General features: G+C 62.9%; 12 protein-coding genes. All 12 read right to left on the reverse strand.

Going from position 1 to position 15,502, the window contains the following annotated elements:
• Positions 1-105: 105 nt before the first annotated feature.
• The 12 genes from trhP to nuoC all read right to left on the reverse strand — a co-directional run bounded on the left by trhP (position 106) and on the right by nuoC (position 15,438).
• Positions 106-1,440, reverse strand: a complete 1,335-nt coding sequence (gene trhP / locus AC07VG_RS09215) for a prephenate-dependent tRNA uridine(34) hydroxylase TrhP (RefSeq protein WP_495020911.1) — start codon at positions 1,438-1,440, stop codon at positions 106-108.
• 237 nt (positions 1,441-1,677) lie between these two features.
• Entirely contained in the window at positions 1,678-3,141 is a 1,464-nt protein-coding gene (gene nuoN, locus AC07VG_RS09220; protein ID WP_495003678.1) for an NADH-quinone oxidoreductase subunit NuoN, read from the reverse strand.
• A gap of 7 nt (positions 3,142-3,148) precedes the next feature.
• The gene (nuoM, locus tag AC07VG_RS09225; protein WP_495020912.1) at positions 3,149-4,681 is read right to left on the reverse strand and encodes an NADH-quinone oxidoreductase subunit M; all 1,533 of its coding nucleotides are present in this window, start codon (positions 4,679-4,681) and stop codon (positions 3,149-3,151) included.
• 40 nt (positions 4,682-4,721) lie between these two features.
• Positions 4,722-6,575 (reverse strand): NADH-quinone oxidoreductase subunit L, encoded by a 1,854-nt coding sequence (nuoL, locus tag AC07VG_RS09230; protein ID WP_495003676.1) that lies wholly within the window; start codon positions 6,573-6,575, stop codon positions 4,722-4,724.
• Positions 6,572-6,880, reverse strand: coding sequence for an NADH-quinone oxidoreductase subunit NuoK (nuoK, locus tag AC07VG_RS09235; RefSeq protein WP_100940069.1), 309 nt, complete (start codon positions 6,878-6,880; stop codon positions 6,572-6,574). The genes nuoL and nuoK overlap by 4 nt, the downstream gene beginning before the upstream one ends.
• A gap of 3 nt (positions 6,881-6,883) precedes the next feature.
• Positions 6,884-7,384 carry an NADH-quinone oxidoreductase subunit J gene (nuoJ, locus tag AC07VG_RS09240; protein ID WP_495003675.1) on the reverse strand — a complete coding sequence of 167 codons (501 nt, stop codon included), beginning with the start codon at positions 7,382-7,384 and terminating at the stop codon, positions 6,884-6,886.
• Positions 7,385-7,393: 9 nt separating this feature from the next.
• Positions 7,394-7,942: an NADH-quinone oxidoreductase subunit NuoI gene (gene nuoI / locus AC07VG_RS09245; protein ID WP_017131319.1), complete on the reverse strand. Its 549-nt coding sequence runs from the start codon at positions 7,940-7,942 to the stop codon at positions 7,394-7,396.
• A gap of 11 nt (positions 7,943-7,953) precedes the next feature.
• On the reverse strand, positions 7,954-8,961 hold the full coding sequence (gene nuoH / locus AC07VG_RS09250) for an NADH-quinone oxidoreductase subunit NuoH (protein WP_495003674.1): 1,008 nt from the start codon (positions 8,959-8,961) through the stop codon (positions 7,954-7,956).
• Positions 8,958-11,672 (reverse strand): NADH-quinone oxidoreductase subunit NuoG, encoded by a 2,715-nt coding sequence (gene nuoG, locus AC07VG_RS09255; RefSeq protein ID WP_495003673.1) that lies wholly within the window; start codon positions 11,670-11,672, stop codon positions 8,958-8,960. Before nuoG ends, nuoH begins: the two co-directional genes overlap by 4 nt.
• 129 nt (positions 11,673-11,801) lie before the next feature.
• Positions 11,802-13,157, reverse strand: coding sequence for an NADH-quinone oxidoreductase subunit NuoF (gene nuoF, locus AC07VG_RS09260; RefSeq protein WP_103495049.1), 1,356 nt, complete (start codon positions 13,155-13,157; stop codon positions 11,802-11,804).
• Entirely contained in the window at positions 13,154-13,651 is a 498-nt protein-coding gene (gene nuoE, locus AC07VG_RS09265) for an NADH-quinone oxidoreductase subunit NuoE (protein WP_495003672.1), read from the reverse strand. Before nuoE ends, nuoF begins: the two co-directional genes overlap by 4 nt.
• A 2-nt stretch (positions 13,652-13,653) precedes the next feature.
• A complete protein-coding gene (nuoC, locus tag AC07VG_RS09270) occupies positions 13,654-15,438 on the reverse strand; it encodes an NADH-quinone oxidoreductase subunit C/D (protein ID WP_495003671.1) in 1,785 nt (594 codons plus the stop codon).
• Positions 15,439-15,502: the final 64 nt, after the last annotated feature.

Below are 15,502 nucleotides of genomic sequence, written 5' to 3' on the forward strand. Positions count from 1 at the left end.
CCCCCCCCCCCCCCCCCCCCCCCCCCCCCCCCCCCCCCCCCCCCGCTCCCACAGGCACCGTGTCCGGCTTTAACTGGCTGGTATCAGGGGGCCGCCCTCTGCCATCTATTGATCGCCGGTCGTGACATCCCGCATCAACAACCCGAACCGCAACTCCAGCCCATCCGGAACCGGCAGGTACACCGTGTGCCCGTCCCCGGGCGCCACCTCGATCCGCTCGCCCCGCTCATTGCACAGCTCATCCAGATCGAAATGCAGATTGCCCGCGGGCGTCATCAACTCCAGATGATCACCCACCCCGAAACGGTTCTTCACCTTGACCTGGGCCAGCCCCTCACGCCGCTCACCCGTCAGTTCGCCGACAAACTGCTGGCGTTCCGAGACCGAACTGCCGTGCTGGTAGTTCTGATACTCGTCATGCACATGCCGCCGCAGGAAACCCTCGGTATACCCGCGCTGGGCCAATGATTCGAGGTCCTGCATCAGGCTGCGGTCAAACGCTCGCCCGGCCGCGGCATCGTCTATCGCCCGACGATAGACTTGGGTCGTTCGCGCGCAGTAGAAATGCGATTTGGTCCGGCCTTCGATCTTCAGCGAATGCACGCCCATGCGGGTCAGTCGCTCGACATGCTGCACGGCGCGCAGGTCCTTGGCGTTCATGATGTAGGTGCCGTGCTCATCCTCGAAGGCCGGCATCGACTCGTCCGGTCGCTGGGCCTCCTGGAGCAGGAATACCTGCTCGGTGGGCGCGCCCCGGCCGAGGGTCGGCTCGACGGGATCGAAGGCCTGGACAATCTCGCCCAGCAGGTTTTCCGCGGCCGGCTGTGCCTTGTACTGCCAGCGGCAGGCATTGGTGCAACTGCCCTGGTTGGCGTCACGGTGGTTCATGTACCCGGAGAGCAGGCAGCGTCCGGAATAGGCCATGCACAGCGCCCCGTGGACGAACACCTCAAGCTCCATGTCCGGCACCTGCTCGCGGATTTCGCCGATCTCCTCCAGGGACAGCTCCCGCGAGAGGATGATCCGGCTCAGCCCCAGTTGCTGCCAGAACCGCACGCTGGCCCAGTTCACCGTATTGGCCTGCACCGACAGGTGAATCGGCATCTGCGGGAAATGCTCGCGCACCAGCATGATCAGACCGGGGTCGGACATGATCAGCGCATCCGGGGCCATGGCGATCACCGGCGCCAGGTCCTTGAGAAAGGTCTTGAGCTTGGCATTGTGCGGGGCGATGTTCACCACCACGTAGAAGCGCTTGCCCTGAGCCTGGGCCTCCTGGATGCCGAGTGCCAGATTGGCGTGGTCGAACTCGTTGTTGCGCACCCGCAGGCTGTAGCGCGGCTGGCCGGCGTAGACCGCATCGGCGCCATAGGCGAAGGCGTAGCGCATGTTCTTCAGGGTGCCGGCGGGGGCCAGCAGTTCGGGGGAGGGCAGGGCCATGGTCGGATCGTTCGCAAAAGGTCGCGAGACTAAGGTATCGGACCGTGCGCGGTATTGATCCAGGTCTACTGTAGGAGCGAGCTTGCTCGCGATGGGCGTCAACGATAACGCGGGGCATCAGATACCCAGCGGTGCCTGGACACCATCGCGAGCAAGCTCGCTCCTACAAGGGAAGCAGAAACAAAACACCCCGCCGGAGTTGCCTCGGGCGGGGTGTCGGGTACAGCCGGCGACTGTTTAGCTCGCCAGTACCGCCTGTTGCACCAGTTCCAGCAGCGGTTGCGGGTACAGGCCGAGGAAGAAGGCGAGTACCGCGATCGCCAGCAGCATCACGCCGCCGGCACGTTGTTCCCAGTGCAACTGGGCATCGACACGACGCAGGTTCGGTTCGATCAGGTACAGGGTGACCATCACGCGCAGGTAGTAGAACACGCCGATGGCACTGCCCAGTACCAACGAACCGATCAGCCACCAATGATGGGACTCGACACCGGTCGCGATGATGTAGAACTTACCGATAAAACCGGCGGTCAGCGGGATACCGGCCAGCGACAGCATCATCACGGTCAGTACCGCGGTCAGGTACGGACGGCGCCAGAACAGGCCGCGGTACTCGTACAGGGCGTCGGCGTCACGGCCTTTGTAAGGCGAGGACATCAGGGTGATCACGCCGAAGGCACCGAGGCTGGTGATCACGTAGGTGACCAGGTACACGCCCATGGCTTCCACGGCCATGCCCTTGCTCGCCACCAGGGCGATCAGCAGGTAGCCGAAGTGGGCGATGGACGAATAACCCAGCAGACGCTTGAGGTTGTTCTGGGTCAGCGCCAGCAGGTTACCCACCAGGATCGACGCGATGGCGATCACCGCCAGGACATTGCTCAGGACACCACTGCTGGCTACCGGAGAAATCTGGAACAGGCGGATCATCACGGCGAACACCGCCACCTTGCTGGCGGTGGCGAGGAAGGCCGCCACCGGCGCAGGCGCGCCTTCATACACGTCTGGGGTCCACAGGTGGAACGGTACCAGCGACAGCTTGAACGCCAGGCCGATCAGCATCATGCCCAGGCCCAGTTGGGCAATCGGGCTTGGCAGACCGGTAGCCGCCAGGGCGTGACCGATACCGCTGAAGCTCAGGGTGCCAGCTTCGGCGTAGAGCAGGGCCATGCCGAACAGCAGGAAGGCCGAACCCGCGGCCGACAGCACCATGTACTTGATGCCGGCTTCCAGTGACCGCTTGTTGAAGAACGCATAGGCCACCAGGCCGTAGACCGGTACCGAGAGCAACTCCAGGCCGATAAACAGGCTGGCCAGGTGCTGCGCGCTGACCAGGACCAGGCCGCCGGCGGCGGCCATCAGGATCAGCAGGTAGAGTTCTTCACGGTTACCCGGGTAGCCGTCGCCGCCATCACCCAGGTAGGCGTGGGCGAGGGTGACGCAGGCCAGGGTGGCGACCAGGATCAAGGCCATGTACAGGCAGGCGAAGTCATCGATCTGGATCAGCGTTGTCACGGCCAGTGGCGCGACTTTCAGCGCCGGGATAATCGACAGCAGCGCCAGGTTGAGACCGGCCACCGAGAGTAGGAAGGTCTGTGAGTGGTTGCGGCGCCAGGCGATCGCCAGCATCACCGCGATAACGGTGAGACTGGTGATCAGCAGCGGTGCAAGCGCAATAAAGTGTTGAGTCGTCAGGTCCATAGCGCTCTTACCGGGCCGAAGCGAGTTGAGTGAGGGCGGTGCCGAGCCACTGCTGCACACCATGCATGGTGGCGGCGGAAGTATCGAGGAACGGTTGCGGGTACACGCCGAGATAAATCAGCAGCACCGCCAGTCCCAGCACCATGATCAGTTCGCGGCCATCCATGCCATGCAGCACGGCATCGGATTTGGACGGGCCGAAGTAGGCACGGTGGATCATGATCAGCGAGTAGACCGAACCGAACACCAGGCCCGAAGTGGCAATCGCGGTAACCCACGGTGCCGCCAGGAAGGTGCCGATCAGGATCAGGAACTCGCCGACGAAGTTGCCGGTGCCCGGCAGGCCCAACGACGCGGCCGCGAAGAACAGGCTGATGGCCGGCAGGTAGGCGATCTTCGACCACAGGCCACCCATCTCACGCATGTCGCGGGTGTGGGTGCGCTCGTAGAGCTGGCCGCTGAGGATAAACAGTGCCGCCGCCGACAGGCCGTGGGCGAGCATCTGGATCACCGCGCCTTGCAGGGCTTGTTGGCTGCCGGAGTAGATCCCGATCAGCACGAAGCCCATGTGCGAAACACTGGAGAAGGCGATCAGACGCTTGATGTCGGTTTGGGCGAAGGCCAGGAACGCACCGTAGAAGATCCCGATCAGACCCAGGGTCATGGCAATCGGCGCGAACTCCGCCGAGGCATGCGGGAACAGTGGCAGGGCGAAACGCAGCAGACCATAAGCCGCGGTCTTCAACAGGATACCGGCCAGGTCCACGGAACCGGCGGTCGGCGCCTGGGCGTGGGCGTCCGGCAGCCAGGAGTGGAATGGCACCACCGGCAGTTTCACCGCGAAGGCGATGAAGAAGCCGAGCATCAGGATGTACTCGGTGCTCAGCGACATCTTGGTTTTCAACAGATCGGTGTAGTTGAAGGTCATCACACCGGTGTTGTTGAAGTTGACCAGGACCAGACCGAGGATCGCCACCAACATGATCAGGCCGGAAGCCTGGGTGAAGATGAAGAACTTGGTCGCCGCGTAGATCCGGGTTTTCTTGCCGTCCGAAGAACTGTGACCCCAGAGCGCGATGAGGAAGTACATCGGCACCAGCATCATTTCCCAGAAGAAGAAGAACATGAACAGGTCGAGGGCGAGGAACACGCCGATGACACCGCCCAGGATCCACATCAGGTTCAGGTGGAAGAAGCCCACGCGACGCTGGATCTCTTTCCACGAGCAGAGCACCGAGAGAATACCCAGCAGGCCGGTCAGCAGGATCATCAGCAGCGACAGGCCGTCGAGGGCCAGGTGCACATTGATGCCGAAGCGCTGGATCCAGATCTGCTTGAATTCAAGCGCGAAGGTCGGATCGGCGCCAGGCGCCGGGGCCAGATGGAAATCCCCGTGGGCCCACAGCCAGAGGCCGAGGGCGAGTTCGAGGGACATGGTCAGCAGCGCAATCCAGCGCGGGAGGGTGGAGCTGAAGCGCTCACCCAGCCAGCACAGCAGGCCACCGATAAAGGGGATCAGGATTAGCCAAGGCAGAATCATGACGGGCTCAATTCCTTTCGCAATGTCGCAAGGTTCATAGTCAGACCGCTACCAGCACAATGGCGCCCAGCACCACGACGGCACCGGCGGCGAGCGACGCGGCATACCAACGCAACTGACCGGTCTCGGTGCGGCTCAGGGCGGTGTGACCGCCTTTGGCCATACGCGGGATCAGGCCGATGGTCTGGTCGAGCGGGTCTTTGCGCAGCAGATGACTGATCGCCAGGTATGGCTTGACGAACAGCTTGTCGTAGATCCAGTCGAAGCCCCAGGCGGCGAACCACCAGGCCGAGAGGAAACGGCCGATGCCGCTGTTGGCGACGGCGGTCGCAAAGCGACGCTTGCCGAGGAACAGCATGGCGGACAGCAGGATACCGGCCAGGGCGATAGCCCCCGAGGTGATTTCCAGGCTGTGCTTGGCTTCGCCGCCGGCGTGACCGGCGCTTTCCGGGAGGACACCGGCCAGTGGCGGATGAATCCAGGCACCGACGAAGGTCGACAGCACGATCAGCACGCCCAGTGGCAGCCAGTGGGCAATCCCGTGGCCGGCGTGGGCTTCGGTCTTGGCTTCACCGTGGAAGGTGATGAAGATCAGGCGGAAGGTGTACAGCGAGGTCATGAACGCGCCGACCAGACCGGCATAGAGCAGATTCTGGTTACCGCTGGCGAAGGCTTCCCAAAGGATTTCGTCCTTGGAGTAGAAACCGGCGGTGACGATCGGCAGGGCGGCCAGGGCGGCACCACCGACGATGAAGCTGGCGTAGGCCAACGGCAGTTTCTTCCACAGGCCACCCATCTTGAAGATGTTCTGCTCGTGGTGGCAGGCGACGATCACCGCACCGGACGCGAGGAACAGCAGGGCCTTGAAGAAGGCGTGGGTCATCAGGTGGAAGATCGCGCCTTCCCAGGCACCGACGCCCAGGGCCAGGAACATGTAGCCGATCTGGCTCATGGTCGAGTAGGCGAGGATGCGCTTGATGTCGGTCTGAACCAGGGCGGCGAAGCCGGCCAGGACCAAGGTCACGCCACCGACGATGCCGACCAGGTGCAGGATATCCGGCGCCAGGCTGAACAGACCGTGGGTCCGGGCGATCAGGTAGACACCGGCGGTGACCATGGTCGCGGCGTGGATCAGGGCCGAAACCGGGGTCGGACCGGCCATCGCATCCGCCAGCCAGGTCTGCAGCGGCAGTTGCGCCGATTTACCGACCGCACCGCCCAGCAGCATCAGGGTCGCCAGGACGATCCAGAAGTCGCCGACCTTGAAGTGCTCCGGCGCCTTGACCAGCAGTTCCTGGATATTCAGCGTGCCCAACTGGGTGAACAGAATGAACAGGCCGATGGCCATGAACACGTCGCCGATACGGGTGACGATAAAGGCCTTGAGGGCGGCGTTACCGTTGTTGCGGTTGCTGTAGTAGAAACCGATCAACAGGTAGGAGCACAGACCCACGCCTTCCCAGCCGAAGTACAGGAACAACAGGTTATCGCCGAGGACCAGGAACAGCATGCTGGCGATAAACAGGTTGGTGTAGGCGAAGAAGCGCGAGTAACCGTCTTCACCGCGCATGTACCAGGAGGCGAACAGGTGGATCAGGAAACCCACGCCGACCACCACGCCGAGCATGGTGATCGACAGGCCGTCGACGTAGAGGGCGAAGTTGGGGGCAAAGCCCGCCACCGACATCCACTGCCACAGCACCAGGGTGTAGTGGCCACCCTCGGGCGGCGCGACGTTGAATTGCCAGATGACATAGGCGGCGACGATGGCCGAGAGGCCAATGGAGCCGACCCCGATCAGGGCCGAGCCGTTTTCCGAGAGGCGTCCACGGGAGAACGACAGCAGCAGGAAACCGAGCAGGGGGAATACGAAAGTCAGAAAGATCATGTTCATCCGCGCATCTCACTGGCAGCGTCGATATCGAGCGTGTGGAAGCGGCGATACAGTTGCAGCAGGATCGCCAGGCCGATACTGGCCTCGGCGGCTGCCAGGCTGATCACCAGAATGAACATGATCTGTCCATCCGGCTGCGCCCAACGTGAGCCCGCGACGATGAAGGCCAGGGCGGCGGCGTTCATCATCACCTCCAGGCTCATCAGCACGAAAAGGATGTTACGGCGGACCATCAGGCCGATCAGGCCGAGGCTGAACAGGATACCGGCGACGGCCAGGCCATGTTCAAGAGGGATAGCAGGCATGAATTACTCCTTCGCCTCGTTGCGGCCCAAGTGGAATGCCGTGATGGCTGCGGCGAGCAGCAGCATCGAGGCGAGTTCGACCACCAGCAGGTATGGACCGAACAGGCTGATGCCCACGGCCTTGGCGCCCACGGTGGTTTGACCGATACCCATGCCGCTGCTGTGGCTGAACAGCACATAGAGCAGTTCGACCAGCAGCAGGGCGCAGAGGATCACCGGACCGATCCAGATCCCCGGCTTGAGCCAGTCGCGCTCTTGCAGCACCGAGGCCGGACCGAGGTTCAGCATCATCACCACGAACACAAACAGCACCATGATGGCACCGGCGTAGGCGATCACTTCCAGGGCGCCGGCAAACGGCGCACCGAGGCTGAAGAAGGTCATCGCCACGGCGATCAGCGAGATAATCAGGTAGAGCAGGGCATGCACAGGGTTGGTGTTGGTGATCACGCGTAGCGTGGACAGAACAGCGACACCCGATGCGAAATAGAAAGCGAATTCCATCGTTCTTCCTTAAGGCAGCAAGCTCTTCACGTTGATCGGCTCGGCTTCGTTCTGGGCAGCGCCTTTCGGCTTCCCGGCAACGGCCATCCCTGCAACACGATAGAAGTTGTAATCAGGGTTCTTGCCGGGACCGGAGATCAGCAGATCTTCTTTCTCGTACACCAGGTCCTGACGCTTGAACTCGGCCATTTCGAAATCCGGTGTCAGCTGGATCGCGGTGGTCGGGCAGGCTTCCTCGCAGAGGCCGCAGAAAATGCAGCGCGAGAAGTTGATGCGGAAGAACTCCGGGTACCAACGACCGTCGTCGGTTTCGGCTTTCTGCAGCGAGATGCAACCCACCGGGCACGCCACGGCGCACAGGTTGCAGGCCACGCAGCGCTCTTCGCCGTCGGGGTCGCGGGTCAGCACGATGCGACCGCGATAACGCGGCGGCAGGTACACCGCTTCTTCCGGGTATTGCAGGGTGTCGCGTTTGCGGAAGCCATGGCCGAAAATCATCACCAGGCTTCGCAACTGGGTACCAGTACCCTTAACGATGTCGCCAATATATTTGAACATGGGTCAAATCCTCACTGAACCGCGCCCGCAGGCGTGTTCAACAACACAATCGCAGCGGTCACCAGCAAATTGATCAGGGTCAGCGGCAGGCAGAATTTCCAACTGAAGTCCATCACCTGGTCATAACGTGGGCGCGGAATCGAAGCGCGCAGCAGGATGAACAGCATGATGAAGAACGCGGTCTTCAGGGCGAACCAGATGAACGACAGTTGCGGCAGGATGCCGAACGGACCGTGCCAGCCACCAAAGAACAGGGTGACCAGCAACGCCGAGATCAGGATGATGCCGATGTACTCGCCAACGAAGAACATGCCCCATTTCATGCCGGCATATTCAATGTGGTAACCGTCGGCCAGTTCCTGTTCCGCTTCCGGCTGGTCGAAGGGGTGACGGTGAGTCACGGCCACGCCGGCGATGAAGAAGGTCAGGAAACCGAAGATCTGCGGAATCACGAACCACAGGTGTTGAGCCTGGTAGTCGACGATGTCGCGCATGTTGAACGAGCCAACCTGGACCACGATGCCCATCAGCGACAGGCCCATGAACACTTCATAGGACACGGTCTGCGCCGAGGCGCGCAAGCTGCCCAGCAGGGCGTACTTGTTGGCGCTCGACCAACCGGCGAACAGCACCGCGTACACCGACAGACCGGCCATGGCGAAGAAGAACAGCAGGCCGATGTTCAGGTCCGCGACACCCCAGGTCGGGGTGATCGGGATGATGGCGAAGGCGATCAGCAGGGCACTCATGGCCACTACCGGTGCCAGGGTGAAGATCACCTTGTCGGCAAACGGTGGTGTCCAGTCTTCCTTGAAGAACATCTTCAGCATGTCGGCGGCGATCTGGAACATGCCGAATGGGCCGACGCGGTTCGGACCGTAGCGGTCCTGCCACCAGCCCAGCAGGCGCCGTTCGACAAAGCTCAGCAGCGCGCCGCTGACCACCACGGCCAGCAGCACGACGATGGCCTTGACGACCGAGAGGATCACGTCGATCACTTCAGGGGTGAACCAGGTCATTGAGCTGCCTCCTGCAGACCGTCAACGGATTTGCCAAAGATCGCCGGAGGAATGCCCGCCAGGCCGGCCGGCAAGGCCACCAGGCCGGCACCCAGCTCTTCGTTGATGCGCAGCGGCAGACGCAGGGTGGTGCCGGCAACGTTCAAGCTGAGCAGGGCGCCGTCGTTGACACCCAGACGATCGGCTTCGGACTTGGCCAGCGAGACGTAGGCGGCCGGGATGCGTTCTTGTACCGGAGCGGCTTTCGAGGAGGTTTCCTCGCTGCCGAACAGGTGGAAGAACGGCACCACTTGCCAGGTGCCCTGGGCCGGGTTGAAGGCGCGCGGGACACTGGCGAACCAGTTCAGCGCATCACCCTGGGTTTCGATCAGACGGGTACCCGGGTCGCCGGCACGGATATGACCACCGACTTCGTCCTGGAACTTGTTCCAGGCCTGTGGCGAGTTCCAGCCCGGCGACCAGGCGAACGGCACCTGTTGGCGCGGTTCGACGGAGCCCGAGTAACCTTCCATGGAGAAGGCGAACGCGGTGTCGACGTCCTGGGAGGTACGCGGCTCGTGCACGCTGATATTGGCGCGCATGGCGGTCCGGCCGGAGTAACGCAGCGGTTCGCGGGCCAGTTTCATGCCCTTGATGCGGAACGCGGCGGACGGCGCGGCATCGACGATGCGCGTCAGTTGCGGGGTGCTGGCAGCACAGGCGGCGGTGACGTGGTCCAGTTGGGTCCAGTCGATCGGCTGGTTCAGCAGGGTTGCGCGCAGGGCATGCAGCCAGCGCCAGCCTTCGTGGACCAGGATGCTGGCATCGAGGTACTTCGGATCGAAGACCTGGAAGAAGCGCTGGGCGCGGCCCTCCTGGCTGACCAGGGTACCGTCGCCTTCGGCGAAGCTCGCCGCTGGCAGGACCAGGTGGGCGCGGTCGCTGGTGGCGGTTTTCTGGTGGTCGGCAACGATCACTACTTTCGCAGCGTTCAGTGCGGCGTCGACCTTGGCCTTGTCGGTGCGGGTGTACAGGTCGTTTTCCAGCACGACGATGGCGTCGGCCTTACCGTCGATCACCGCTTGCAGGGCGGCGTCCAGGGATTCGCCACCGAACATGGCCAGGCCGAGGCTGTTGGCTTCCGGCACGATCAGGCTGATGGAACCGTTCTTCTCGCGCAGCTTCAAGGCTTTGGCGATGTTGGCCGCGGCTTCGATCAGTGCCTTGGAACCCAGGGAGGTACCGGCGATGATCAGTGGGCGCTTGGCCGCCAGCAGGGCGTCGGCAATGCGTTGGGCCAGTGCCTGGGCTTCAGCGTCCAGGCCTTCGACGGCCGGGGCGCTGGCGTCGAGGGCGTGGGCCACGGCGAAACCGATGCGGGCCAGGTCGTCGGGCGCGGCGTGCACGCACTCTTCGGCGATATCGTCGAGCTTGGTTTCCGCCAGGCTGGCGATAAACAGCGGGTTCAGCGCGTGCTGGCCGATGTTTTTCACCGCGGCGTCGAGCCAAGGCTGGACGCGCATGGCGTCGGCCATGTCCTCGGCCTTGCCCTTGACCGACTGGCGCAGGGCCAGGGCCATGCGCGCGGCGGTCTGGGTCAGGTCTTCACCGAGGACGAACACGGCGTCGTGGTCTTCGATGTCGCGCATGTTCGGCACGGGCAGCGGGCTGTCCTTGAGCACTTGCAGGACCAGGCGGATGCGTTCCAGCTCAGCCGCTTCGATACCCGAGTAGAAGTGCTCGGCACCCACCAGCTCGCGCAGGGCGAAGTTGCTTTCCAGGCTGGCGCGGGGCGAACCGATACCGACGATATTGCGACCGCGCAACAGCTCGGCGGCTTTATCCAGCGCTTCGTCCAGGCTCAGCTTGGCGCCGTTGGCCAGCAGTGGCTGACGTGGGCGGTCTTCGCGGTTGACGTAGCCATAGCCGAAACGGCCACGGTCGCAGAGGAAGTACTGGTTGACCGAACCGTTGAAACGGTTTTCGATCCGACGCAGTTCACCGTAGCGCTCGCCCGGGCTGATGTTGCAACCGCTGGAGCAGCCATGGCAGATGCTCGGCGAGAACTGCATGTCCCACTTGCGGTTGTAGCGCTCGGAGTGGGTCTTGTCGGTAAACACACCGGTCGGGCAAACCTCGGTGAGGTTGCCGGAGAATTCGCTTTCCAGGGTGCCGTCTTCGACGCGACCGAAGTACACGTTGTCGTGGGCACCGAACACGCCGAGGTCGGTACCGCCGGCGTAGTCCTTGTAGAAGCGTACGCAGCGATAGCAGGCGATGCAGCGGTTCATTTCGTGGGAAATGAACGGGCCCAGTTGCTGGTTCTGGTGGGTTCGCTTGGTGAAGCGATAACGGCGCTCGTTGTGGCCGGTCATCACGGTCATGTCTTGCAGGTGGCAGTGACCGCCTTCCTCGCAGACCGGGCAGTCGTGCGGGTGGTTGGTCATCAGCCATTCGACGACGCTGGCGCGGAACACCTTCGCCTCTTCGTCGTCGATGGAGATCCAGCTGCCGTCGGAAGCCGGGGTCATGCAGGACATGACGATACGACCACGCTTGTCGTTCTCGTCATTGAACTGCTTGACCGCGCACTGGCGACAGGCACCGACGCTACCGAGCGCGGGGTGCCAGCAGAAATAAGGGATGTCGAGGCCTAGCGACAGACACGCCTGTAACAGGTTGTCTGCCCCATCGACTTCGAGCGCTTTGCCGTCTACGTGGATAGTGGCCATGGTTCAAAGTTCTTCGTTGGCCCGCGTCCGCGGGCGTGGCTAATGGAATCCTGGTCCTCGCCTGGCGCATCACAAGTGCGTCTTCAGGCGAGCAAGAGGGCGGCACGGACCGCCCTCCCTTTCGATACGTTATGCGCCGACTACGATCGGTCGCGCCAAAGGCGGGACGGCTGCACTTTTGTGTGCGATACCAGCCTCGAACTCCGGACGGAAATACTTGATGGCGCTGCCCAATGGCTCGATGGCACCCGGTGCGTGAGCACAGAAGGTCTTGCCCGGGCCGAGGAAACCGACCAGACCCAGCAGGGTCTCGATATCGCCGGCCTGGCCTTCGCCGTTCTCCAGCGCGCGCAGCAGCTTGACGCTCCACGGCAGGCCGTCGCGGCAAGGGGTGCAGAAACCGCACGACTCACGGGCGAAGAACTCTTCCATGTTGCGCAGCAGCGAAACCATGTTGACGCTGTCGTCCACCGCCATGGCCAGACCGGTGCCCATACGGGTGCCGACCTTGCCGATGCCGCCGGCATACATTTGCGCTTCCAGGTGTTCGGGCAGGAGGAAACCGGTACCGGCACCGCCTGGCTGCCAGCACTTGAGCTTGAAGCCATCGCGCATGCCGCCGGCATAGTCTTCGAACAGCTCGCGGGCGGTGATGCCGAACGGCAGTTCCCACAGGCCAGGGTTCTTCACTTTGCCGGAGAAACCCATCAGCTTGGTGCCGTGGTCTTCGCTGCCTTCGCGGGCGAGGGATTTGTACCAGTCGATGCCGTTGCCGATGATCGCCGGTACGTTGCACAGAGTTTCGACGTTGTTCACGCAGGTCGGCTTGCCCCAGACGCCGACGGCGGCGGGGAAGGGCGGCTTGGAGCGCGGGTTGGCGCGACGGCCTTCGAGGGAGTTGATCAGCGCGGTTTCTTCGCCGCAGATGTAACGCCCGGCGCCGGTGTGGACGAACAGCTCGAAGTCGAAGCCGCTGCCGAGGATGTTCTTGCCCAGCAGGCCGGCGGCCTTGGCTTCTTCCACCGCACGGTTGAGGTGCTTGGCGGCGGTGACGTATTCACCGCGCAGGAAGATGTAGCCACGGTAGGTTTTCAGCGCACGGGCGCTGATCAGCATGCCTTCGATCAGCAGATGGGGCAGTTGCTCCATCAGCATGCGGTCTTTCCAGGTGTTCGGCTCCATTTCATCCGCGTTGCACAGCAGGTAGCGGATGTTCATGGATTCGTCTTTGGGCATCAGGCCCCACTTCACCCCGGTGGGGAAGCCCGCGCCACCGCGACCCTTGAGGCCGGCGTCCTTCACGGTCTGGACGATATCGTCCGTGGCCATGTCGGCGAAGGCCTTGCGGGCGGCGGCGTAGCCGTCCTTGGCCTGGTATTCGTCGAGCCACACCGGCTCGGCGTCATCACGCAGGCGCCAGGTCAGCGGGTGGGTTTCTGCCGACCGCGCAATGCGGTTGGCAGGGCCGAAGGAAGTCAGGGTCATACGTAGTCCTCCAGCAGTTTGGCAACACCAGCTGGCTGGACGTCGCCGAAGGTGTCGTCATCGATCATCAGCGCCGGGGCCTTGTCGCAGTTGCCGAGGCAGCAGACGGGCAGCAGGGTGAAGCGGCCGTCGGCGGTGGTTTGACCCAGGCCGATGCCGAGCTTGCTCTGGATCTCGCTGACCACCGACTCGTGGCCGCCGATGTAGCAGACCATGCTGTCGCAGACGCGAATGATGTGACGACCGACCGGCTGGCGGAAGATCTGGCTGTAGAAGGTCGCGACGCCTTCGACGTCGCTGGCCGGAATCCCGAGGATCTCGCCGATGGCGTAGAGCGCGCCGTCAGGCACCCAGCCACGTTCCTTCTGGACGATCTTCAGGGCTTCGATGGACGCCGCGCGCGGGTCTTCGTAGTGATGCAACTCGTGCTCGATGGCCGAGCGCTCGGTTTCGCTGAGGGCGAAACGGTCTGTCTGGATAAGCGGGCTGTTCATGCTTAGCGGTCCACGTCGGCCATAACGAAGTCGATACTACCCAGGTACGCGATCAAGTCCGCGACCATGCTGCCTTTGATCACCGAAGGGATCTGTTGCAGATGCGGGAAGCTTGGGGTGCGGATCCGGGTACGGTAGCTCATGGTGCCGCCGTCGCTCGTCAGGTAATAACTGTTGATGCCCTTGGTCGCTTCGATCATCTGGAAGGATTCGTTGGCCGGCATGACCGGGCCCCACGAAACTTGCAGGAAGTGCGTGATCAGGGTCTCGATGTGCTGCAACGTGCGCTCTTTGGGCGGCGGCGTGGTCAGCGGGTGATCCGCCTTGTACGGGCCTTCCGGCATGTTGCGCAGGCACTGGTCGATGATCTTGATGCTCTGGCGCATTTCTTCGACGCGGACCATGCAGCGATCGTAGGCGTCGCCATTGGCCGCCAGCGGGACTTCGAATTCGAAGTTCTCGTAGCCGGAGTAGGGGCGGGCTTTACGCAGGTCGAAATCGCAACCGGTGGAACGCAGGCCGGCACCGGTGACACCCCATTCCAGGGCTTCCTTGGTGTTGTAGGCGGCGACACCGACGGTCCGACCCTTGAGGATGCTGTTCTGCAGGGCGGCCTTGGTGTACTCGTCGAGGCGTTTTGGCAGCCAGTCGACGAATTCCTTGACCAGACCGTCCCAGCCACGTGGCAAGTCGTGGGCGACGCCGCCGATGCGGTACCAGGCCGGGTGCAGGCGGAAACCGGTGATGGCTTCGATGACCTTGTAGGCGCGCTGGCGGTCGGTGAAGGTGAAGAACACCGGGGTCATGGCGCCGACGTCCTGGATATAGGTGCCCAGGAACAGCAGGTGGCTGGTGATCCGGAAGAACTCGGCCATCATGATGCGGATGGTGTCGACCCGGTCCGGCACCTTGATGCCGGCCAGCTTCTCGACCGAGAGCACGTACGGCAGGTTGTTCATCACCCCGCCGAGGTAGTCGATACGGTCGGTGTAGGGGATGAAGCTGTGCCAGGACTGGCGCTCGGCCATTTTCTCGGCGCCACGGTGGTGGTAGCCAATGTCCGGGACGCAGTCGACGACTTCTTCGCCGTCCAGTTGCAGGATGATACGGAAGGCACCGTGGGCCGAAGGGTGGTTCGGACCCAGGTTGAGGAACATGTAGTCCTCGTTGGCGCCAGAACGCTTCATGCCCCAGTCTTCCGGGCGGAAGCGCGCGGCCTCTTCCTCAAGCTGTTGCTTGGCCAGGGTCAGGCTGTACGGATCGAATTCGGTGGCACGGGCCGGGAAGTCCTTGCGCAGCGGGTGACCTTCCCAGGTCGGCGGCATCATGATGCGCGACAGGTGCGGGTGGCCGGGGAAATCGATGCCGAACATGTCCCAGACTTCACGCTCGTACCAGTTGGCGTTTGGCCAGATACCGGTCACGGTCGGGATGCTCAGGTCGCCTTCGCTGAGGGCAACCTTGATCATCACGTCGCTGTTACGTTCCAGCGACATCAGGTGATAGAACACGGTGAAGTCGGCGCCGCTCGGCAGGCCCTGACGCTTGGTGCGCAGACGTTCGTCCACGCCGTGCAGGTCATAGAGCATGACGTACGGCTTGGGCAGGTTGCGCAGGAAGGTCAGGACTTCGACGAGCTTGGCCCGGGTCACCCAGAGCACCGGCATGCCGGTACGGGTGGCCTGGGCGGTGAAGGCCTCGGGGCCAAAACGGTTGTTCAGTTCGACGACCACATCCTGGTCGTCAGCCTTGTAAGGCGGGATGTACAGAGCACTGCCTGTAGTCATGGTTTCTTATCGCTTTCGGTCAACGTAAAGAATGAAGCCAGCTTCTCGTTTCTTTTTACAGAGC

The organism is Pseudomonas sp. GW821-FHT03C07 (genome assembly GCF_059420925.1).